The organism is Gilliamella sp. X-46 (genome assembly GCF_057063525.1).
Genome location: NZ_JBXSQH010000001.1, coordinates 363,638 through 383,603 on the forward strand (window position 1 = coordinate 363,638; position 19,966 = coordinate 383,603).

The following is a 19,966-nucleotide window of genomic DNA, read 5'->3' on the forward strand; positions in this document are numbered from 1 at the left end:
AGTTGCTGGTGTGATTTTAGATTGTCTTGTGCTTCTTTTGGTGTTTTTGCTTTTCCTGAACCTTTACCCATTTTTCTTCCCCTTTATGATTTTATCCCAAGGGATTGGTGTTGTTGGTTTTTTATCTGGATTCGTTGCGTCGTCTAATGTTTCAAGCCCTTGTGACAGCACTTTCGAACCCACTTTTATTAAGCCATAGCAAAGCGGCACAGGTGCTCCTTGCGCTATCGTGTTGTCCAGATTAGAAAAATAGGTGTTTTTATTAGCGCCACCGTCAGCTGATTTGTCTGTTTTGGGTAGTTTGGTTAGCATTTGGGCTACACCACCAATCATCAAACCCAACCCCGCTGCCATTAATGGATAACCCATTGGCGTCCAGTAAAAAATAGCACCAACAACGAACATCACCGCACCAGCTATAAAGCTGAATGCTCCACCTTTTGCACCCTCTGTTTTAGGTACAATATGAATAACAGCGTCCTGAGGTATTCGACTGTGTAGACCAAACTGTAAATTGTCCTCGTTCATATCTACGCCGTTAATTCGCACCCGAAAATAACCGTCCATAATCTGCTGCTTCAAGCCTTTAATTTGACAATACAATCCGTTTAATGCCTCCGCTGCTGTTTCAACGCTCATATTGAACTTATCGCCATATTGTTTAAGATTGCCGTAAAGCCTGACGATTGCCATTTTTTATGCCTCCAAATTGAATGTGTGTATTTAAGCCAAAATCCATCATATAAATCTCGTTTAGAGAGACGATTTGGGCAATGATGTAAAATGAATTGATTGCCGATATAAATGGCTGCGTGGTTGGGTGTTGTCGAGCCAAGACAAACCAAGATAACGTCGCCCTCTTGAACATCCTCAACTTGTTCAAACTCATTTTTAGGTAGTAAATCTAAGTAAAGATTTTGCCCGTTATGCCACCAATCATCTTGCCTTTCGTAATTCGGTAAATCGATACCCGTTAACATGTACGCATCTCGTACTAACGTTAAGCAGTCAGTTTCACCATGCTTAAATTCACGACCAAGCAGTGGCTTGATATACCTGAACTTGTGAATTTGATTGTTGCAAACTAGCCACCAGTTCAATCCTGTTTGCTGTTGATAAAATTGGTCTGCTTGGCTGAGTATCGGTAAACCGTTTGGGTGAGAGTGAACAATTGCGGTTATCTCTCCTTTTTGTTCTGCCTTTATCCAATCGTCAGGGGATATTTCAAATGTTTCGGTTGGTGTAGGTGAAATGTTATTGCATGGCAGATAGGATTTATTATCAATAACAAATCCGCAGCACTCAGCCTCACCGCATTGTTTAGCGTGATTAAGTATTTGTGTTTTCATAATTAATTAAGAGAGTTTAGCAGCAGTTGGAAAACCACCAAAAGGAAGAATACCGTGTTGGCCATGACGAAGCTTACAGCCATTTAGACAACGGCTACATTTATCTTTAGTAATATCGTTTGTGGGTTTATCAAATTCATCAGCTACAGGCCCACCTGTATAGCCGCACTCTGACGAGCGATATATCCAACTGCAAGTATTAGCAATAATGACGCGTGCTGGAATTAATGCGCCGTCTGACTCACACGGTAACGCTAATTCAAACGTAACCACCATTGAATTTTGTTGTTTTACCTGCTCAATCACATAATTTGAGCTGATTTCGCAAAACGGATCGGCATATTGATTACCGTTCTCGAAGTTAACAGCGTCTAAGTATTTAACTGGCACTTCGTGACGTGTGACAATTGCGCCAAGTAAGCCGTCAAAATCGGCTATTAGACCAGTAATAAAACCCATTGCATTGCTAACGCTCATTGTCGGGCGGTTACTAGTGCCCTGCCCGTTTTTCTGAAAACCATCTACTTTAATAGGATATGGCTCATAGATATTACCCTGCCATGTAATCGGACGCCGAAGCTCATTTAATCCATTATGAAAGCGAAATATCGTTTTATTACCCACGATTTTAGTTAAATCGACTTCATACAGGTCAATAATCGCATCTTGTGCTATTTTTGTGATATTAAGTAGCATTTTTTTGGGGATCATGCGACTACCTCCTCAAATGTTGCGGAAATTGTTTTAGCTGCGCCATTGGGCGTTGATGTCCAAGAACGACAAACAACTTTGATCGTTTTGTGAGTGTTAGGCTCTCGCCATAAAAAAGCTTTAACCGCATTGTGTCGGCTAAGAAAATCATCAATCAAGCCGACATCTTCTGATAACCCGACAAATGTTACATTGTATGAGCGCAAATCGTTGTTAATACCGTCCCGAATGCGTTGCTCATAGCCGTCGCCGAATTTAATTACCTTTACTTTCGGTGATACTGAGATTGTGGAGCTGTTTTGCGGTCTCCAGTGAAATGTTTCCATAATTTTCTCCAGACATAAAAAAAGCCCGCAATTGCGAGCTTTAGGTTTGATTTTCTTTATTACTAATTTTTAATAGAACCCATTAGCGTTTCAAGTGAATGCGCATTACTGACGCAAAGAGTTCGTGAGTCAAATTCTTGTGACCAACAAAAAAGCCAGTTTTCTAACTCCTCTACATTATACTTTCCTGTAGCGACTCCAACGCCCATCTCAACAACTTCTGCGTCAGGAGCTTTTAACTCTTGCCCATTTAATAGTAAAAATAGATAACCAGAAAACATAGCCGTTCTTTTATTAGCATTTGCAAAAGGGTGGTTTCTAATTAAACTCTCAATGAGAACAGCCGCCAACCTAAAAATATCCTCAGTTTGTTCGTGATACCTGTAAAGACTGGGTCTAACTTGGGATGAGCCCAAGGTATTCTCATCACGAACATATATAGGCTCTTTAGGTGTCTGTAGTTTAATTAGCAATGAATTGATAAGCTTTATATCATCAACTGAAAGAAAATTGATTCCATCAACTATTTCCCCAATTTGTGACACTAGCATTCGTTAAACCTTTGATAAGTCTCTCATGGCTTTTTTGTAGCGAGCGAACCCAAAGGCAAAGGCATTTAAAACTTGCTCATTATGATTGCAGTCATTACTTAACGCAGGTTTTGCTTTAACCTCTACATGTTTGTCACGTGGAGGAATATAAAGACGATCTTCCTTTATTTGTGCGTGACCCATAAATTCACCTCATTAGTTTTTATATAAGAATGGCTGAGAACTAATAAGCTCTCAACCTCAACTTGATTATAAATACCATAAGGTAAAGAGTAAAGAAAATTTATACTAATTACAAAAAATTAATAGGTGCTATATATTTGACTGTTACACGCCGCTCGTAACCCAAATTTGGGTTACCTTACAAATCAACATGTTAGCTTTAAGTCGTCTTCATTATAAAGATAACTGATAATAAAAAACAGCCGAAGCGGGTTAGGATCTAATTATATTTGATCTAAAATTAACTTATTAATAAATAAAGATTTTAAATTTAAAGCATTTATATAGTTACAATAAAGCTATTATTAATCAACACATTAAAAACTTGTTCTGCATTTGATTGATCACCAGTTTTTCATGACAATAATTACACGAAGTTTTTCAAAACCGCCTACTCGGCGGTGAACTCTCACCCAGACGGTTTGCCGATTCTTAGCGATTTCTAAACCGCTTATGCCGCGGTGAACTATTTTACCTCCACTCAAAGCGAGTGCTACAAGGTTGTCCGTGAACATATAATCCATGCTTTATTCCACAATCAAAATCAAAGCAGTGTTCTATAATATGAAAGAACTGATCATCATTTTTCTCGTATTTTCTAAAAATGGAATAAGCGACTAAATCCGCTAACTGAATTAATCGTGAAGACTTAGAATCCATAAATAAGGGAACTTCTGCAAACTTTCTCAATTTACCCCATGTATGTCCATCATGTTTAAATCGTTTTGATAATGATTGTATGGTTTTTTCTGTTGAGGATTCATCAAATATCATGATTCCACGCTGATCATCTTCATATCGATTATGAATTCTTTTGAGAAAATGATCAAATCTAGTCGATATTTGCTCGAATGCGATTTCTGAAACATCACCTGATTCTACTTTTGATTTATCAATAACAGCAGCAAAAAGCCTGACGTTTTTCCCATAATTTGTTTTTACTATGTTTAATGCTTTTTTAATTGCATCAATTCTTTCTTCTTTTAAATATTTTCGCCAACTACCTTTTCCTGCCATCATTGGCGAGCCATGCAGTTCAATAGCATCATAATCTTGGTCAAAACTAGATGCGATTAAATTTAAATCTTTTTCTAACCAATGAGTCTTTTTCTCATGAACGGAGATGCCAGCCAACACAAAATGTCTTTGACTATTATCTAAAATATGACCAGATTCATCCACATATAACAGATGCATAGAAAATCCTCAAAAAAAAAGCCGCAATAGCGACTTATATAATTAGGAAAGCCTACTGGAATCATATTCCAACGCGCCAAATTAAGTCAGCACTGTAAGCTCTTGTAAATAATAATAAGCTTTTTTATTACCAAGTCAATACAAAATTAAAATTAATTTTTGTTAACTTTTTTAATTCTCCATTATTTAACGCATAAAGTTTGCCAAAGTTTTCAAAATTGATTATCCAGATTTTGAGTTTTATTTCTTATTACTTTCTAAACCGCCTATTCGGCGGTGAACAAAGTCTACTCAAGAACTTATTGAAGAGCTAATTTCTAAACCGCCTATTCGGCGGTGAACCGAGCACACTGGCATGGGTACTGGGTAGGCAATTTCTAAACCGCCTATTCGGCGGTGAACGCAAATCTTATTAAATAACTATCCTGCTGCTTTTTCTAAACCGCCTATTCGGCGGTGAACAAAGTCTACTCAAGAACTTATTGAAGAGCTAATTTCTAAACCGCCTATTCGGCGGTGAACCGAGCACACTGGCATGGGTACTGGGTAGGCAATTTCTAAACCGCCTATTCGGCGGTGAACGCAAATCTTATTAAATAACTATCCTGCTGCTTTTTCTAAACCGCCTATTCGGCGGTGAACAGCTGTTTACCTGCGAATGAAAACCCTTGGCATTTCTAAACCGCCTATTCGGCGGTGAACTAGATTATATCAAAGATATCATATTGTTTTAACTAAAATTTAGCCATTTTTTCGAAAATAACCCTTTTTTTCTAGTGCTTAAATTAATCTATATTTTTCAATAGGTTAAAAAAGCGATTAAAAAAAGGGTTTTTGAGTTTAACTCCAAAAGCGCCAGAAAAAACATTAATAAAATCAATACATTTCCTGACAAGTTTTTTGGGTTAGTTATGTCGAATGATTGGCAATACTTTATTCCAATTTGTAGTAAGATGACTTGTAATTATATGCGCTGTTTCTCGTTCAATAACTTTTCTAGCTTGCTTTAACGTATATTTGTAATCATAAGCCATGGAGTAAAAAGCTCCCGTAAAACGTGAATCTATTGCACGCAATGCAGGCTCTACCAACTCTATGTGGTGACGCATTCTATCAGCTACTTTATATAACCAAGCCAAATTATACAAATCTTCATCAGATAATCCACTTCGAGAATGCACACCACCCAACCACTTAATCGCCTCATCAAATTTACTAGCAGGCAAATCTTGATAGCGTGGTATCTTAAATTGCTGATGAAACTTTGAATAAACAGCCTGATGTCGTTCTCCTGTTCGATAAACTCGCTCGTTGACAGCCTGTTGGATTTGCTGTTGTTGTTCGGGCGAAATCGTATTAGGGAATTGTTGCGCTACTTTTGGCATAAAGTGGTTATAAAGTACATCGAAACATTCAAGCTGATATTGTTCAAGTGTTGCTCTGATTTCTGGTTTTACCCGACTAGTTTCAATACCAAAAAGCCAACCGTTGATCATTGAAATTGGTAGACAAACGTACTTTTGTACACCGCCTTTTGTGGGGGTCGCTATCATGGCGACACCTTTGCTTAAAACATGGTGGCGATTGATTCTGTTTAGTTGAGCGTGCCAGTCTAACCCAATATTTTCGCAAACTGGCTTCATTGCAATATAAGGTTTGTTTTGGTGATTAAGAACGATTAATTGTTGATTGTGAAACTGAATTGTTTCTAATTTTGTATTTGACATGCTATATCCTCTTTGATTTTATTATTAACCCCATTTTGAGTAGGGCGATCAGGAGCTCAAAACTGCAAAGAGACAGCGGACTTATTTCCCGAGGGTGTTTTATTAGTCGCACTCCCGATCATAAAATCTGGATATAAAAAAGCCGCATTTCTGTCGGGTGCGGTTGCCGCTCTTTGAAGGTGTTTTGAGCACCTATTTAGAATATACAATTAAATTGCTTTGGTAGTCAATAGGTAATTAACTCAATAATCATTACCTTTTCCCCATCCCTCAGCCTCTTTTTTAGCATTTATAACAGCTAATTTATCAAAGTTTTTCTGCCTTTTTAAAATTACAGCATACTGATTATATGCTGGATTGCTGGGGTAAAAAAACTTATCACGCTTTCCAGTATACTGTTCCGCGATAGAGGCTATTTCGGAGTGCTTTCTTTTCATTGCTTCTATAACAAGCCTTGACAGGGTAATACCTTGTTCACAGAAATCAATTGCGATATCCAAATTTTTACCCTGCGCTCTCAGCTTATAATGTTTCTTTATTAACGATAAAATCTTAAAATGCATATCAATGATAACTTGATCTGGAAGTTTTTTTAATGGCTCAAGCCATTCTCTTTTGCTTAATCCGGCTTTTTTCTTCCCAGCTCTCTTTTGTTCTACAACACAATCATCGTCAACCCAGTCTAACCAATCGTCCTCTGCATTTTTACAGTTCATTATTTTATGATTTAAATTGTCATCAAAAGAATTTTCGAGGTTTTCATAGTCTTTTGATCCTTCTGACCACTTATAAGTAAGCACATGATCACTATGAATATTCTTGTATCCAAGCAATTCATCCTCATGCAAATCACCAACGTCACTAACATGTTTCATTCCAGCATATTTATTCTCTGAAACGCTAGCTTCCAATGAACGATTAGATGGCTCATTTTTAGGATTAACCAACTTTTCTATTTGCTGTTGTTGAAGAAAAAGTAATCCATAATAAAGCACCATTATAACTACACCAAATATTGCAATACCATACAATAACCACATAATTGATACCTATTTTATTCTTGTGCAAAAACCCTCTGACTTTGTTTTAAAATCTAAATATTCATTTTTATTCTCATCATTTTTCATAAAAATATATTCCTCTGTTATAAAGAATTTATTTTCAGACTTTTGTGATATTAACGCGGTAATTTTTAATGAGCCCATTTCATCCTTATTAACCAGCGTCTGCCCTGAATGTCTATTAATTATATCGCTTTCCATCCAATCAGCGCTATTTTTCCTAGAGTATAACTTTCCTTCCTCTATTTTGTATTCATCAACATAAAAATAACTGCCGTCTTTTTTATAATCTGTAGATTTACCATTAACATTATTTGCAATAAAATCCTCTAAATTACAATCCCATTTACCCACCAAATACTCTTTAGTAACTTTATCATCGCCGCAGCCAGTTAAAGCGATACTAACTAGGCTAATTATCAAGATTCTTTTCATACTATCTCCTTAATTTTGATAGATAGTATGAAATTTATTAACTAAGAGCAATAAAAAACCGCTTATGCAGCGGTGAACTGGTCGAGTAAAGCGGCAGAAGCGAAACAAAATTTCTAAACCGCTTATGCAGCGGTGAACCAACCGATTCCTACATTAACTGTTAGCGAATGTTTCTAAACCGCCTATTCGGCGGTGAACTAGATTATATCAAACATAGCCTTTTGTTTTAACTAAATTTTAGCCATTTTTTCGAAAATAACCCTTTTTTCTAGCACTGAAATTAATCTATATTTTTCAATGGATTAAAAAAGCGATTAAAAAAAGGGTTGTGGCATTACCCTCAAAAAACGCCAGAAAAAACTTTAATAAAATCAATATCTTTCCTGACGAGTTTTTGGGGTGAAAATATGAAAATTCATCTATAAAATCAACGCCGATTTAGTAGTCCTCCTGGTCTTTGTTCTTCTTGAATTACACTTCTGAGCGCTTGTTTCAGCATTCTAGCTGTCTCGTTAGCTGCTTCTTTATTGTCTTGCCCGTCACCAAAAGATATGTTTTGAGTAATATTATTTATGATTGTTCTGCTTGCTGAACCTCTTAGTTTGTTGGACGGAATAACTTCACCATTTTTGTTCGGTATCATGTACTGTTTTCCGTGTGCGACAAACAATTCAGGCTCTCCGCTTTCGTTAACTCTATAAGCTTTCCCAACATCAACACCACCGCCTCGTAAGCGTCCTCCGCCATAAGCTATACCCAAAGCTTTCATAGACCCAATAGCTGTTGCGTATGCCTCTGCGCCTATTGCTGCTGCTGCGCCTTGTGTGGCAATAGATGCGTTCATTGCCGCTGGTTCATATGCTAAAGCTAACGCCTGAGCTTCGGATACTTGAGCTGCTGTCGTTGCTGCTGATGTCGTTTTTGCTACAATTGCGTTTTTAACATATTGCATACCCATTTGAACCAGCGACCCGATAGCTTCGTTCAAAATCACATTAGCAAAGTTTTGCATTGCCTGTGTCGCCGTCATTGTGCCTGACATCAGCCCTGATATCGTACTTGTCGCACTACTTGCTAGTCCTTCAAGTGATGACGCTAAAAACTCGTTAGCATCGCTCTGATTTCTCCATATTTCCCACTGCGCATTGATACGATTTTGTTCGTACTGATGATTAGCTGCTTCACGTAAAGCTATTGCGTTTTCTTCGGTGATCCATTTTTGATTTTCAAACTCTTGAATCAAAGCAAGTTTTCTATCATTTTCATTTTTAAGGGCTTGAACAGGGTCTACTTGTGCTACAGCGTCGTCAATTTTAGATACAACAGCTTCAGACTTGATTTTAGCCATGTTTATCTGATGCTGTTTTTCTAGTTGTTCAAGCTTAGCGTTGTATTCTTCTTGGGTTTTTATTGCTCCCTCTTTCCGTAATACATCTAATGATTTTTTAGATTGTTTAAATGAATCTTCTTCGGCTTCAATCGGGCTTTTTAATGAACCAAGCTCTTTATAAGCTTGTGATGCTTCGATTAGTTTTCTAAGCTCTTCTGTTTGTTTTGCTGTAACTTTGCTACCCATTTTTTGAGTAATAGCAAGTAATTCAGATTCAACAGTAAGCCCTTGAGCCTCAAGTTTAGCAACTTCCAACTTATCGTTAAGTTCTTTGATTTCCTCTGCGTATGATTTTGTTGTGCCTTTCCCCCTTTTTTTGCTTGCGTTTAGCTTTTCACTTACATCAAAAGCCTTGCCGAGCGCTTTAAGTAAAGGCTCTAACACTCTTATTACTTCTTCGGACATATCAGCCCATTCAGCGGTACCGTTTATCAATCCAAGTAAAGCAACTTTATACTTATCCGATTCATCCCCCAATTCACTTAAAGCGTTTTCATAAATATAAGCAGCTTTTTTCGCGCCGCTAAGCTTCATTTCTGAAATTTCAAGCTCAGTAGAAAGAGATTTTATTTTTTCATCAATTTTAGTTTTAGTTGTCTTATCCAAACTGTTTGCTAAGTTTTCTCCAGACTTGGCTGCTTGCTCTGCTCCCGAACTCGTGTCTATTAACAGCGTGTTGATGTAGCTCATTAAGCCGTGTATATTTGAAATGCTTTGCTTTGTTGTATCAATACTAGCTCTAAGCGCTTGAGCTTTCTCTGTTAGTCTATTAATTGCTCTTTCTGGGTGTTTATAATAATTCCCACTTGCTATAATGCTATTTAGTTGTTTTTCGGTTTTCTTAAGTTCAGCTTCTTGATTAGAAAGCTCACTAGTTGCAATCTTTAGTGACTGCATATAGTCTTGTTGTTGTTTAATTAGCTGAGCATACGTTAAAGATTTTAAAGAGTCTCTTAAATCATCAACTTTATCTTTAAAATTAATCGCAGCCTCTCTCGCTTCATTTGCTTTGCTCGCCCAAGTCGTCAAAGCACCAGCCGCGAGGAACAACATACCAGCAGGGCCACCAAGTAAAGCCATAGCTGAGCGCAAACCTTTTGCTGCAAAAGATGTTGCTTTCATCGCTACATCAAGTCTTGCTTGCGCTGCTGTCTGCTGATTTGTAGCAGCAGTTAATTGAGTTTCAACAACTGCGAGTTGCTTATTTAATGCCATTTGTGCTCGTAAGCTATTACAATGTGTTTGAGCTAAAATAATATTTTGTTTCTGAACCTCTAACGCTCTGATGTTCTCGCTAATTCTAGCCATTTCAGCTTGAATTAAAACTTTTTCAGCTTGTGCTTGACGAATATTTGCAATTGTTTGTTCAGCACTTTGCTTAGTCGCATTAGCTAGTGATGTGATGTATTTTCCTGCGTAAATCGCAGCTAAAGCACCGACACCCGTCATTAAAATATCGACATGCTGAGACATCAAAATCAACGAATCAACTAAAATTTTTGTTGCGCCAGTTGAGTTATTAAGCTCGCCAAGGTACTTTTTAAGATTGTTGGTAACACGGTTAATACCATCGGTTACTGTGTTGCGCATATTATCAGCAAGCGCAGCAGTTTCTTCTTGTGCAGCTATCATCGCATCGGTAAATTCCGACATAGATAACTTGCCATCAGAAGCCATTTGTCTAACTTCTGCCTCAGTTTTCTTTAACTGCTTTCCGAGGGTTTTAAGAACGCTTGGCATTGCATTAAAAACAGACATTGCATCAATACCAGCCAGTTTCCCTTTCATTTGCGCCTTGGTGAGGGCGTTTATGGCTGATTCTGCGCTTAACGCGTTAGTTTTATTAATTGTCATCAAGTTAGATAACGTATCGATGTAAGACAATGTACTCTGAGTGCTATACCCCAGCTCACTCATAGAATTAGAAAGGCGAATATATAACTCTGATGATTCTTCAATTGTACGACCGTTTCGGTCAGAAGTTGCCAAAAGTTGGTCTAGAATATCTTTAGTTTGTGATGCTGTAGCGCCAGTATTCTGTATACGGTCTTCTAGCTCGTTCCAGCTTTGAGCGTATGCAATCACGGTGCTAGAAACAAGGGCAGCAGATACAGCTTTGGCAATCTGTGTTAGCTTGCTCATTGACGCCGCTGTTCGTTCAAACCCCTCCTGCGCTCTTTTGTTAAAACTAGATACTTGTTTATCGGCTGTTAATAAAGCCCCTGTTTTAGCATCAATTGTGTAATATATACTTCCTGCTTCAAATGACATAAAAACCTCTTATAGAAATTTAGGTAATAAAAAACCGCACAAGGCGGTTATTCTGTTAGCTGCGTCTTCATAATGAAGATGAAGGCTTTATCAATTGAAAGCCAGACAAGGTTGCATAGCTTTTTCAACTTCATTAATAGCATCAACAAGTAAGTCTCGTTTCTTTTTATAGCTACCCAAAATGCTACCCGCTAAACTTGCATCTGATTTTTCCAAATCCAACTGAGTTGTTAATTTTGAATATATTTGAGCGAAATCCCATGATTTATTATTCAAATACTCTTTGGTTTTAAAAAAGGCTTCAACAAGAACACACTTAAATTCAACAACTTTTTCTGTATTTCTCATTAAAGTCATTAAAAAGGTTGCTTGCTGCTCATTTAATAATGCAATTCTTTTTAACTGAACACCTCCGTTGGTCTCAAAGGGTCGCATTTCAAATTGCACCCTTCCGAATCTATTGAAGTGATGTATATGTGTCCTGATTAATTGGATAATTGCTCTGTGATTTCCGTTTGTGCCATCTGCTATATGTAAAGTAGTTGTCAAAGGTTTTTCATTTTCAATTATCACTATTTCTTCTGATTTTATTAAATTTTTCATATTTTCCTCATGCCATTCAAAAATAAACAGCCACTTAGGCATAAAAGTTCGTAGTAGCTGAAATGGGTGTAAAAAAACCACCCGAAGGTGGTTGTGTAGTTAACTTCAACGTAATCAATTCAAAATGCTTCCTCTTTGTTTTGCTGAAAATTTGATCTAACATAAATATTCAACCTAGCCATGTGTCCGCATGTCTATTAACAAAATTAAAGTGATGGTTGATAAGCTTTAAGAGGAAATAAAATGTACGAAGATAATTTAGATTGCTTTAAACAATTGCATGAACAACCAGAAAAATTGTTTAAAATTCTTTACAGCAATAAAAATGTAGTTAACGAGGTTTTGCCTTTTTATATAGCTTTACTTGCTAAAACATCATCAAACCCTGATAAATTTATGCGGTACACTATGGATTCTTTAGAAAAAATTTATGGCTCGGATAAAACTAATAAAAACCCTAAAGAATTAGAAATATCTGAATATGCTTATAAATTTAGAATGAAAGTGGGTCATATTTTTAGTCAGTTAGATGATTATTAATTAATTTGCGGGGATCACCCCGCATTTAATTCGTCAATAATTGATTTAGCATATGCAAGAGCATTATCATAAAACTCACCAATAACAGTATGCTTAGTCAAATCCTCAGCATATTTAGATAACAGCTTTGTCGTCGGATTAGCTTTGTCTATTCCTTTAATTTCGATTGATACATTTAATGTTGGCACGAAGTCGCTGTAGGGGTAATCTTTTTTTTCCTTTGTATAACCGCCGTTACTTAATTCGTGCAACCTTATTCGTAATCCTTTGTAGTGAATTTTTTCGATTATAAAATCATTCTTCATATTCTATTACCTATATTTTATTTAATCCAATAACGGAATCTGCATAAGACATTGCAGAATCATAGTCGTCTTGTGAGATGATATCTTTATCGTGATTAGGAAATTTCGCTTCCATCGCTTCTTGAAATGCTGTCATTGACATATTCCAAGCATCAACCTCGCTTATACCAAGATGAGCTACAGCCATGTAAACAAACTTTCTTGCATGAAATTCATCGCTGTAATCTGTATCTTCGCTAGTTTTTTTAGGCGGAGCATCACCTATTAAGCCGTGTTTTAATAAATGCTGAGATAAGATTAATTTATCTTCAACAGGTATCACCGCTTCGACATTAACTAGCTCATCTTCGCCTTTAATGTAACCAGTAATAACAGAGCAATCCGTGGTGCAACACGCTTCAAGTATTTTGTCAGCGCATTCTATAACGGATGTGAAATTGTTATTATTTATTTCGCCAAAAATGATAGAAAAAATCTCAACTATTTCATCTGGTTTACCTATCTTTGTCATATTAAGAAAAGATGGAATAAATAAATAATCAATTTCTTTATGATGAATTATAAATTCCCCAATGTCCTTTATTACTGGTTTCATCTACGCTTTCCTTGATACTACTTCTGGTATAACGGTTCTTGTTACATTGCCTGCACTTGTGCCCTCAATTGACCACGTGCAAACATCATCGTATGGGTATTCTTCAGTTAATGATGACAGCAAATAACATCCCTCGATCACCCTGTTAATAGTTGGATTGACAATTTTAATCCAAGCGTACGGTTGTCCATCGGTGTCCTGAGACGGGCTTTCGATGTGATCTAATAAAGCGCTTTGATTCTGGATGTCATCACCCCTAGAAATACCGTCAAATGACACCGTCTTTTCCTTGGTTGTAACCATTGATTCAGTTGTACCATCTTCGGATGTATCGGCTGTAACATCAATTGTGTTCCAGTTGACACCACGTGATTTACCCCGAATCATGCCAAGTCGTTTATAATCCGTATCATTTGGTTTTTTGTCTGGATTACCAATTGTATAATAAACACCAACCTTTCGACCTGTTCCTGCATTACTTTTAGCCATAATGTACCTCTTATCTTGATATAATCATTTGAGCGGTAAATTCAAAAATAAACCGCCCTTCTTCTGTGTTTGATTGCGTTATTCCACTGATTGGACTCATTGAAATAACATTGTTGGATTCAAAATCATCTAGCATAAACTGCCTGATTTCATCTGCTTTATCGTTAACCGCTACGATATTCGAATCATTGATCGCTGAAATAATTACAATCCTAAAATAATCTCTCGTTATCGCCTCACTAGCATTACCACCCCCAGCAGGGACAATCACAATATATCTATTAGATTTTGTGTTTTTTTCTTCAACCCATTTTCGAAATTGTAAAATGTAATCATCAAGTAAATTATGTGAATTCAGCCAGCTTTTTATTGAGTTATATGTATCAGAAATCATATTTTGTAACCATCTTTAATCACTTGCTCGATAGCCTGCTTTCCGTCCCTTTCAAAACCCTTTTCAACAAAGTGAGGTTCTGCGTTGGGAGACCAATAATCCCCCTGAGATTTCTTACCGGTACGTTTACCTTTTGCTGTACCTTTGGCATTATTAACAAATGCTGCGTAATTAGCAGTATAGCCAACTCGACCAGTCCAGCCTTTTGGTATTGGCTTTAGTTCTCTATACTGCGAATTAATTAGCGTTGAAGTGTCTCTAGGTGTGATTGGAGCCACAAAAGACATACCAACAATCATAACTTGCTGGATAATCCTTTGAGTTCTGATGTTGGCAATTTCATTAGTTATTCTGTGAATATTTCTATTCACCTTTGAAACGCCTTTAACTGTCATTATGTAACCACCTCGTAATCAGGGATTTCACCGAAAGCGCTCATATCATATTCAAGCACAAACTCCACTTTTTCAGCGTTTGAGGCTTCTAACGATAATGAAGTTTTATCACCTTTTGCTATGAAGTCGCCCTGTTTAATTCGGCTGTCTTCGGTGTAAAAAGTTGTTTTTCTTACTCTTTCAACACCTAAAGAATCAATGTAAGCACCCAATGCGTTTGGCGCTTCATCTTTCCATGTGCATTTCACCAAATAAGGTTGACCGTAAGTATCAACATTGTTTTCTCCGTCGTATCCTGTATGAGGATATACGGTTGCAACGTTTGTATAGCTCCAATTCGCGGTATTACTCATCCCTACCTCCCACAACTAAAAAAAATGGTTTCTTTGAGCAAGAAATACCTAGACAATCAGTACACCCGTGGACATCAAGATTTTTTAGCAATGAGTACAGGGATTTAAAACCCACGTCATCATATTTAAATGACCTTGACGCACCGCTTGGTGCTGATTGTGAGATGATTTTTCTTGCTCCTTGCATTTGAGCCAGTAAACAAGCTGAGTAAATAAGTATCAAAAGTTGGTCGGCTTCTGAATAATTATGAGCAACCAAGCAATCACTGATTGAATTCACCTTATTAAGGATTGCGTCAATAACAATGCTCGGTACAGAATAACCAAGCTCTGATAACATTTGATTAACGTCTTCTGCGGTTACCTGTACTGACATGATTATTTACCCTTTTTCTTTTTGTCTGCTTCAACTTCAACAGATTGCTGCTCTAACACAATTACACGCCCAATAAAAGCGATAGGAATGTCTGTAGCGCAAAACTCATACCCGATAGGTAGTTCAGCCACAGCGCCATCAATGCGGCCGAAACAGCCGCGTTTAGTTACCCGTAATTTCATCAATTACCCCCGAGCGTTAAAGACTTTGCTTTTACCGTTAAAGTCACGTTTGATTTGCAAACCAAATGCCGACCAAACAAGTGTTTGATAGTTGTCATGCGGATTAATTCGTTGCTTCATGAACGAGCCAATCGGTGCAGCAATGCGGGTTTTAATGTACTGAGCATTACGAACGTAACCAAGGAAGTGATTGTCTTTTAACTCAAATGTTTTGGTGAATGAAGCGATATAAGGGCAGTATCGTAAGATATAGTCTTTTACTGTTCCCTCTTTAAATCCATTTGAATTAGAGTAAGGAAGATTTAAACGGCGCTCAATCTCAGGAGAGATAAAGACTTTTAATTGTTCTGACACTAAATTAGCATCAAGAATGACTACAAAGTCTTTTGTGAAGAAATTAATAATATCGTCGTTACTTGTGGCTGTTGATGTTAAGTCAATATTAAAACCTGACGCACTTAAATCCACTTGATTGGTGTGTGGATGATTAGTGATACCTTTACCCTCAAAGTTTTGTACTTTGATTTTTTCATCACCTGTTAAAATGTATTGCGCCATATTTTGGCGTAATGCCGCCACTGCTGCTTCTTGGTCATCTGACATTGCGTCGATGTTTTCAGTTTGAAAACCTAACCATTCACGCCATTCACGAGCATAACCTGTTTTAAAGATTGGCACAGGGTCGCCGTAATGGTCATAAACAACCTTATCTAGCGTTTCTGGCTCTTGCCCTGACATTGAGCGATTAACATATCCTGCATCGCTTGAAACACGGTATAGTGCCGCTGTTTTGCCAATAGAGATAGGCGTACCTAATGACAATAAATCATCAAGTAATGGCGCACCCTCATCATCACGAATAACACGGGTAGTCACGTTATCCACTTCACGCCAGTAATCTTGGGTTAAGATTGCGGCTTGATTAACTTCAATAGCATTGCCGTGTGTTGCGCTCATTTGGTTTTGAGCGTTATTAAAGATTTGACGGCTTGCTTTTAACTGATTCCAAGCCTGTGCTACTTGAGCGGAATTGGTAATTAATTTTTTATTAAAAATAATCTTTTCGTTCTTCATTATTGCTCCTTAAGCTTTACGAACTCGAACTTGTTCAGCGGTTGCGCCAACGGTATAGGTTTCAAATGCATAGAACAGCACCGCATCAGTACCGCTTGCTTTTTTTAGTGTACCGTCACCGTTAGATGCTAATTTGTCACCAACTGTTAACGCTTCACCTGCTTTTACTAAAACATGGTAAGTAACATCATCTTCACAAATAATGGCGATGCCTGATGTGTCATTAGGTACGTTGTCGCGAATATCATGTCCACCCAAATAATCATTTGTGATGACTAAGGCTTGAGTTTGCTCACCTGCTGCCGAATGTTTCATTAACTTATTGTTAACCACGGCAACCAAAGAGCATGGCGCAATCGCTTCACCTGTTTTTAAGTCAATTGTTTGCGGGTCGTTTTTGCGTGCAGGACCACCAATCACGGTTTTAAATCGAATCATTACTCTGGAGCCTCCATATTTAATAGTGAATTATCTGAATTATTAGCAAAACCGCCGCTAATAGGCGCTGTTTTAACGCATTGAGCATATAACGCATCTAACGGCTCACCGGATAGCGCATTTACCGCGGTTTGTGTCATGTTGAACTTGTTTTTTACTGCTTCTCGCTTAACAGAGAGCTCTTTTTCTGTGTTAGCATTTACTGCTAATTCCAGACTTGTAACCTTGTTCATCAATGCTTTTGCCCATGCTGGCGCATCTTCGGCATTAGTTGCATTTTTCTTTTCCTGTTCAGCTTTTTTCTTTTCTTCTTCCTCAGAAGTTTTCTTTTTCTCAATCGCTTCTTTGGTTGTTTGCTCGTTATAAGCCTTTAACAGTTGCTCATCTGATAAGCCATCGGTCTTAATACCTGCAGCATTTAGAGCTAGTAAGATTTTTTCTTTCATTAAGTCTTCTTCCTCTTTTTGATTAAATTTAAATACGCTTAAAACCTCTTTAATGGTTTTGCTAATTACATTGCTTACTGAATCTTCTGAATAATCAATAAGGCTTACGTTTTCAATTGGCGATTTTTCACCATTAGAGTTAACAAAAATACCGACCCCGTCATCTGGCGTGGCTGCACCTTGTTTATCTGGAAGTATTGCGACATGATCGAACTTCATGTTTCGAGCTATTGACTTGTACCGTTTACCTTTTGATGTTCCTGATTGATTATCAGGCGTATAAGTTAGCCCAGTTGACACATGAATTGGTGTGGTGTTCTTCCCGCTCATCATGTCATCAAGTCGATTCACAAGCATTCGACCTTTTTCAGTGCTTTCTGCAAATTTTCTATCGATATAAGCATCCATAAGCACCCTATCGTTAGATTTGCGAACATTTCTACCCCAAGCGCCAATATAGAAGTTATTAATGGCTTGAGGGTTTAATGCGGAAACGTGCTCGTTATTTATTCGCGGATGGTCAAGTGGCATTAAATTATCATTCAATGTCATGTACGATTTGTTAATTTCATCTGCCGGATAGAAAATCCCATTCATGACAATATCATCCACGATAGGGACCACATCATTGATAACAATGTGCTCTTTACCGTCGATGATTTGCGTTGATATTTTGGATTTACTATTAACGACAGATAAAACATTTACACTTTTAAGTGTCATGCTTTACCTCGAGTGAATTTTAGATATAAAAAAACCGCCAGAGGGCGGTTCAGTGAATTAATTACTCATTCCTTATAACAAACAGAGATTCAGCAAAACTCGCTAACATGCGCCTTTCCGTTTTGTCGGCAGCTTGGTCGATAATTTGTTGCAATTGTTCCTCTGCGTCATCAGGAAGTGGCTCGGTGTTAATCAGTTTAGTTGCTTGCTCAACTAATAAATCAAACTTATTCATTTAATGCCCTTATCTAACGATTGGAAAAATTTAAATAGTTCTGCATGTAGTCTTTTTTTAGCTTCTATGCGATTTTCAATATACAACGAAAACGCCTCAGCGACAAATTCTCGTTTGTTACGTTGAGCATACTTACTAATTGCGTGTGCCCAACCTCGTCCCCACAATTTCTTAATGATATTATCAATTTCTTCCTGGTGTTGATAATGTAATGCGTGTCCCATCTCATGAGCATAAACGCCTCTTGGAGTTGATACCGCTATCCACGGGATGTAATCCATTTCATGAATTATTTTAGCTAATTCTTCGTTATTAGTCTGACCAATCATATTTATAGAGCTTCGTTTATATCCATTTGCTTTACTTTTTAAATCCTCTTCTAACAACGCTTTTTTATCAACGCTATCAGATGTAATAAGCAATGCATTAGCTTTATGTGAATAAGCAGCCAACATCTCTTTTGGAGGTTCTGGATATTTATAAATATCACCTGTTATTGTTCCAGCATACCTAAATTTAGGTAGGTTAAATCGTTCTTGAATTTCCGATACCAATTTCAGGCATGGTGCTAACTCTTTAGTATCAATATCTTTCGGTATATTAGCTGTTTCAGTAATGTTATTTTTAGACCATGTATTAAGATCATCAGCTGTAGATAATGACTGTTCTGTTGTTTGGTTCTGGTCTTTCCATTCGTTGACGCCATTTTGAAGACGCTCAATATATGCCTTGTTATAAGGCTCTCCTTTATCATTGAGAAGAACGGCGACTTGCGCACAATAGCAATTAAATCGATTACCATTCTCGTCATACCACTCCTGGACCTGCTCAACAGTATAAACCTTACCGTGCCTATCAACATGAGTAGTTCTGGAATTGGGTTTTAACGCAGATAGATGAAGCAAGCCCGTCTTTAATCCTAGCTCCTCCTGAACACGTTTAGTTTCATCACATGTAGCTTGGCGTAATGCGCCTACTTGTTCGGTTTGAGCGATAGCCTTAGCTTTGCTATATGAAACATCAATCCTTTTACTAATAATATCGGCTGTTTCTCGTGGGTTAATCCCTCTTGCTACAGCACTACTTAGAACGTTACCTAAATCGCCTTTTAAACCATCTGCAACGCTTTTCCAGTCATTAAATGTAGCTGTATAGGCAAGTCCAATCCTGCGAATGTACGCATCACTAAATAACAGTGATTCCAGTGATGTAGCTTGTGAATAGAGTGTTGATTGAGTAGATAGATTATGAAAAGTTCGATTAGTCCCCATTTGATACATATCAGCAACAAACTTACCTGCCCAAAACCTGTCAATACCGCCATCAATTAAGCTTTCATCAATAATTTCTTGAATGCGAGTTAACACCCTAGCAAGTTGATTACCGTCAACAGTGTAATTAACGCTAGCGTTAACAACATAAAGCGTGTTATCAACAAATATCGCTGTTTTAGTCGGCTCTTTAGTATAGTAGCCTAAACTTAATTCGATATGCTCAATAATTGATTGTTTGATTGTTTTGTAGCGTTTTTGTATTTCGCTACGCATTTGGAGGATTTGTTTGTTGGTGAGTGTGGGG

General features: G+C 37.4%; 26 protein-coding genes and 1 CRISPR repeat array. Of the genes, 1 reads left to right on the top strand and 25 read right to left on the bottom strand.

The window, feature by feature from the left end; genetic code table 11:
* Positions 1-63 precede the first annotated feature (63 nt).
* From ACYIAJ_RS01795 to ACYIAJ_RS01850, 12 genes are all read right to left on the bottom strand, one after another.
* On the bottom strand, positions 64-693 hold the full coding sequence (locus tag ACYIAJ_RS01795) for a tail assembly protein (protein WP_483559368.1): 630 nt from the start codon (positions 691-693) through the stop codon (positions 64-66).
* On the bottom strand, positions 636-1,352 hold the full coding sequence (locus ACYIAJ_RS01800; protein WP_483559464.1) for a C40 family peptidase: 717 nt from the start codon (positions 1,350-1,352) through the stop codon (positions 636-638). Before ACYIAJ_RS01800 ends, ACYIAJ_RS01795 begins: the two co-directional genes overlap by 58 nt.
* A gap of 3 nt (positions 1,353-1,355) precedes the next feature.
* Positions 1,356-2,060: a phage minor tail protein L gene (locus ACYIAJ_RS01805; protein ID WP_483559366.1), complete on the bottom strand. Its 705-nt coding sequence runs from the start codon at positions 2,058-2,060 to the stop codon at positions 1,356-1,358.
* Complete coding sequence (locus ACYIAJ_RS01810; protein WP_483559364.1) at positions 2,057-2,386, bottom strand: phage tail protein; 330 nt, start codon at positions 2,384-2,386, stop codon at positions 2,057-2,059. The genes ACYIAJ_RS01805 and ACYIAJ_RS01810 overlap by 4 nt, the downstream gene beginning before the upstream one ends.
* A gap of 62 nt (positions 2,387-2,448) precedes the next feature.
* Complete coding sequence (locus ACYIAJ_RS01815) at positions 2,449-2,922, bottom strand: type II toxin-antitoxin system death-on-curing family toxin (RefSeq protein ID WP_483559462.1); 474 nt, start codon at positions 2,920-2,922, stop codon at positions 2,449-2,451.
* An 18-nt stretch (positions 2,923-2,940) separates the two neighbouring features.
* A complete protein-coding gene (locus ACYIAJ_RS01820; RefSeq protein WP_065567067.1) occupies positions 2,941-3,120 on the bottom strand; it encodes a hypothetical protein in 180 nt (59 codons plus the stop codon).
* A 510-nt stretch (positions 3,121-3,630) separates the two neighbouring features.
* A complete protein-coding gene (locus tag ACYIAJ_RS01825; protein WP_483564229.1) occupies positions 3,631-4,356 on the bottom strand; it encodes a DUF3800 domain-containing protein in 726 nt (241 codons plus the stop codon).
* 254 nt (positions 4,357-4,610) lie between these two features.
* Positions 4,611-5,058: direct repeats of the CRISPR family, unit length 28 nt; unit sequence TTTCTAAACCGCCTATTCGGCGGTGAAC.
* A gap of 203 nt (positions 5,059-5,261) precedes the next feature.
* Positions 5,262-6,083 carry a phage antirepressor N-terminal domain-containing protein gene (locus ACYIAJ_RS01830; RefSeq protein ID WP_483564230.1) on the bottom strand — a complete coding sequence of 274 codons (822 nt, stop codon included), beginning with the start codon at positions 6,081-6,083 and terminating at the stop codon, positions 5,262-5,264.
* 242 nt (positions 6,084-6,325) lie between these two features.
* Positions 6,326-7,123 carry a hypothetical protein gene (locus ACYIAJ_RS01835; protein WP_483564231.1) on the bottom strand — a complete coding sequence of 266 codons (798 nt, stop codon included), beginning with the start codon at positions 7,121-7,123 and terminating at the stop codon, positions 6,326-6,328.
* 9 nt (positions 7,124-7,132) lie between these two features.
* The gene (locus ACYIAJ_RS01840; RefSeq protein WP_483564232.1) at positions 7,133-7,579 is read right to left on the bottom strand and encodes a hypothetical protein; all 447 of its coding nucleotides are present in this window, start codon (positions 7,577-7,579) and stop codon (positions 7,133-7,135) included.
* 427 nt (positions 7,580-8,006) lie between these two features.
* A complete protein-coding gene (locus ACYIAJ_RS01845; protein ID WP_483564233.1) occupies positions 8,007-11,240 on the bottom strand; it encodes a tape measure protein in 3,234 nt (1,077 codons plus the stop codon).
* A 90-nt stretch (positions 11,241-11,330) separates the two neighbouring features.
* Complete coding sequence (locus tag ACYIAJ_RS01850; protein ID WP_483564234.1) at positions 11,331-11,885, bottom strand: Rha family transcriptional regulator; 555 nt, start codon at positions 11,883-11,885, stop codon at positions 11,331-11,333.
* Positions 11,886-12,086: 201 nt separating this feature from the next.
* Between ACYIAJ_RS01850 and ACYIAJ_RS01855 the strand changes: the two genes are divergently transcribed.
* Positions 12,087-12,383 carry a hypothetical protein gene (locus tag ACYIAJ_RS01855; RefSeq protein ID WP_483564235.1) on the top strand — a complete coding sequence of 99 codons (297 nt, stop codon included), beginning with the start codon at positions 12,087-12,089 and terminating at the stop codon, positions 12,381-12,383.
* 14 nt (positions 12,384-12,397) lie between these two features.
* Here ACYIAJ_RS01855 and ACYIAJ_RS01860 read toward each other — a convergent pair whose 3' ends face one another.
* The 13 genes from ACYIAJ_RS01860 to ACYIAJ_RS01920 form a co-directional block, all read right to left on the bottom strand.
* Entirely contained in the window at positions 12,398-12,688 is a 291-nt protein-coding gene (locus ACYIAJ_RS01860; RefSeq protein ID WP_483564236.1) for a hypothetical protein, read from the bottom strand.
* 10 nt (positions 12,689-12,698) lie between these two features.
* Positions 12,699-13,283: a DUF6246 family protein gene (locus ACYIAJ_RS01865; RefSeq protein ID WP_483564237.1), complete on the bottom strand. Its 585-nt coding sequence runs from the start codon at positions 13,281-13,283 to the stop codon at positions 12,699-12,701.
* Entirely contained in the window at positions 13,284-13,772 is a 489-nt protein-coding gene (locus ACYIAJ_RS01870) for a phage tail tube protein (RefSeq protein WP_483564238.1), read from the bottom strand.
* Positions 13,773-13,782: 10 nt separating this feature from the next.
* Positions 13,783-14,166: a phage tail termination protein gene (locus tag ACYIAJ_RS01875; protein WP_483564239.1), complete on the bottom strand. Its 384-nt coding sequence runs from the start codon at positions 14,164-14,166 to the stop codon at positions 13,783-13,785.
* Entirely contained in the window at positions 14,163-14,561 is a 399-nt protein-coding gene (locus ACYIAJ_RS01880) for a hypothetical protein (RefSeq protein ID WP_483564240.1), read from the bottom strand. The genes ACYIAJ_RS01875 and ACYIAJ_RS01880 overlap by 4 nt, the downstream gene beginning before the upstream one ends.
* Positions 14,561-14,914, bottom strand: a complete 354-nt coding sequence (locus ACYIAJ_RS01885; protein ID WP_483559346.1) for a hypothetical protein — start codon at positions 14,912-14,914, stop codon at positions 14,561-14,563. The genes ACYIAJ_RS01880 and ACYIAJ_RS01885 overlap by 1 nt, the downstream gene beginning before the upstream one ends.
* Entirely contained in the window at positions 14,907-15,290 is a 384-nt protein-coding gene (locus tag ACYIAJ_RS01890; protein WP_483564241.1) for a DUF7370 family protein, read from the bottom strand. The genes ACYIAJ_RS01885 and ACYIAJ_RS01890 overlap by 8 nt, the downstream gene beginning before the upstream one ends.
* A gap of 2 nt (positions 15,291-15,292) precedes the next feature.
* On the bottom strand, positions 15,293-15,472 hold the full coding sequence (locus ACYIAJ_RS01895) for a hypothetical protein (RefSeq protein WP_483564242.1): 180 nt from the start codon (positions 15,470-15,472) through the stop codon (positions 15,293-15,295).
* Between the two features lie 3 nt (positions 15,473-15,475).
* Complete coding sequence (locus tag ACYIAJ_RS01900; protein WP_483559342.1) at positions 15,476-16,546, bottom strand: major capsid protein; 1,071 nt, start codon at positions 16,544-16,546, stop codon at positions 15,476-15,478.
* 9 nt (positions 16,547-16,555) lie between these two features.
* Positions 16,556-16,984, bottom strand: a complete 429-nt coding sequence (locus ACYIAJ_RS01905) for a hypothetical protein (protein WP_297223832.1) — start codon at positions 16,982-16,984, stop codon at positions 16,556-16,558.
* Positions 16,984-18,153, bottom strand: a complete 1,170-nt coding sequence (locus ACYIAJ_RS01910) for a DUF2213 domain-containing protein (protein ID WP_483564243.1) — start codon at positions 18,151-18,153, stop codon at positions 16,984-16,986. The genes ACYIAJ_RS01905 and ACYIAJ_RS01910 overlap by 1 nt, the downstream gene beginning before the upstream one ends.
* A 61-nt stretch (positions 18,154-18,214) precedes the next feature.
* Positions 18,215-18,388: a hypothetical protein gene (locus ACYIAJ_RS01915; protein ID WP_174798208.1), complete on the bottom strand. Its 174-nt coding sequence runs from the start codon at positions 18,386-18,388 to the stop codon at positions 18,215-18,217.
* Positions 18,385-19,935, bottom strand: coding sequence for a phage minor head protein (locus ACYIAJ_RS01920; RefSeq protein WP_483564244.1), 1,551 nt, complete (start codon positions 19,933-19,935; stop codon positions 18,385-18,387). Before ACYIAJ_RS01920 ends, ACYIAJ_RS01915 begins: the two co-directional genes overlap by 4 nt.
* Between the last annotated feature and the right edge of the window lie 31 nt (positions 19,936-19,966).

Coding starts and splice junctions, on each gene's coding strand:
- ACYIAJ_RS01795 (WP_483559368.1), bottom strand. CDS start 693: ATGGCAATCGTCAGGCTTTACGGCAATCTTAAACAATATGGCGATAAG.
- ACYIAJ_RS01805 (WP_483559366.1), bottom strand. CDS start 2,060: ATGATCCCCAAAAAAATGCTACTTAATATCACAAAAATAGCACAAGAT.
- ACYIAJ_RS01810 (WP_483559364.1), bottom strand. CDS start 2,386: ATGGAAACATTTCACTGGAGACCGCAAAACAGCTCCACAATCTCAGTA.
- ACYIAJ_RS01820 (WP_065567067.1), bottom strand. CDS start 3,120: ATGGGTCACGCACAAATAAAGGAAGATCGTCTTTATATTCCTCCACGT.
- ACYIAJ_RS01825 (WP_483564229.1), bottom strand. CDS start 4,356: ATGCATCTGTTATATGTGGATGAATCTGGTCATATTTTAGATAATAGT.
- ACYIAJ_RS01830 (WP_483564230.1), bottom strand. CDS start 6,083: ATGTCAAATACAAAATTAGAAACAATTCAGTTTCACAATCAACAATTA.
- ACYIAJ_RS01835 (WP_483564231.1), bottom strand. CDS start 7,123: ATGTGGTTATTGTATGGTATTGCAATATTTGGTGTAGTTATAATGGTG.
- ACYIAJ_RS01840 (WP_483564232.1), bottom strand. CDS start 7,579: ATGAAAAGAATCTTGATAATTAGCCTAGTTAGTATCGCTTTAACTGGC.
- ACYIAJ_RS01845 (WP_483564233.1), bottom strand. CDS start 11,240: ATGTCATTTGAAGCAGGAAGTATATATTACACAATTGATGCTAAAACA.
- ACYIAJ_RS01850 (WP_483564234.1), bottom strand. CDS start 11,885: ATGCCTAAGTGGCTGTTTATTTTTGAATGGCATGAGGAAAATATGAAA.
- ACYIAJ_RS01855 (WP_483564235.1), top strand. CDS start 12,087: ATGTACGAAGATAATTTAGATTGCTTTAAACAATTGCATGAACAACCA.
- ACYIAJ_RS01860 (WP_483564236.1), bottom strand. CDS start 12,688: ATGAAGAATGATTTTATAATCGAAAAAATTCACTACAAAGGATTACGA.
- ACYIAJ_RS01865 (WP_483564237.1), bottom strand. CDS start 13,283: ATGAAACCAGTAATAAAGGACATTGGGGAATTTATAATTCATCATAAA.
- ACYIAJ_RS01870 (WP_483564238.1), bottom strand. CDS start 13,772: ATGGCTAAAAGTAATGCAGGAACAGGTCGAAAGGTTGGTGTTTATTAT.
- ACYIAJ_RS01875 (WP_483564239.1), bottom strand. CDS start 14,166: ATGATTTCTGATACATATAACTCAATAAAAAGCTGGCTGAATTCACAT.
- ACYIAJ_RS01880 (WP_483564240.1), bottom strand. CDS start 14,561: ATGACAGTTAAAGGCGTTTCAAAGGTGAATAGAAATATTCACAGAATA.
- ACYIAJ_RS01885 (WP_483559346.1), bottom strand. CDS start 14,914: ATGAGTAATACCGCGAATTGGAGCTATACAAACGTTGCAACCGTATAT.
- ACYIAJ_RS01890 (WP_483564241.1), bottom strand. CDS start 15,290: ATGTCAGTACAGGTAACCGCAGAAGACGTTAATCAAATGTTATCAGAG.
- ACYIAJ_RS01895 (WP_483564242.1), bottom strand. CDS start 15,472: ATGAAATTACGGGTAACTAAACGCGGCTGTTTCGGCCGCATTGATGGC.
- ACYIAJ_RS01900 (WP_483559342.1), bottom strand. CDS start 16,546: ATGAAGAACGAAAAGATTATTTTTAATAAAAAATTAATTACCAATTCC.
- ACYIAJ_RS01905 (WP_297223832.1), bottom strand. CDS start 16,984: ATGATTCGATTTAAAACCGTGATTGGTGGTCCTGCACGCAAAAACGAC.
- ACYIAJ_RS01910 (WP_483564243.1), bottom strand. CDS start 18,153: ATGACACTTAAAAGTGTAAATGTTTTATCTGTCGTTAATAGTAAATCC.
- ACYIAJ_RS01915 (WP_174798208.1), bottom strand. CDS start 18,388: ATGAATAAGTTTGATTTATTAGTTGAGCAAGCAACTAAACTGATTAAC.
- ACYIAJ_RS01920 (WP_483564244.1), bottom strand. CDS start 19,935: ATGCGTAGCGAAATACAAAAACGCTACAAAACAATCAAACAATCAATT.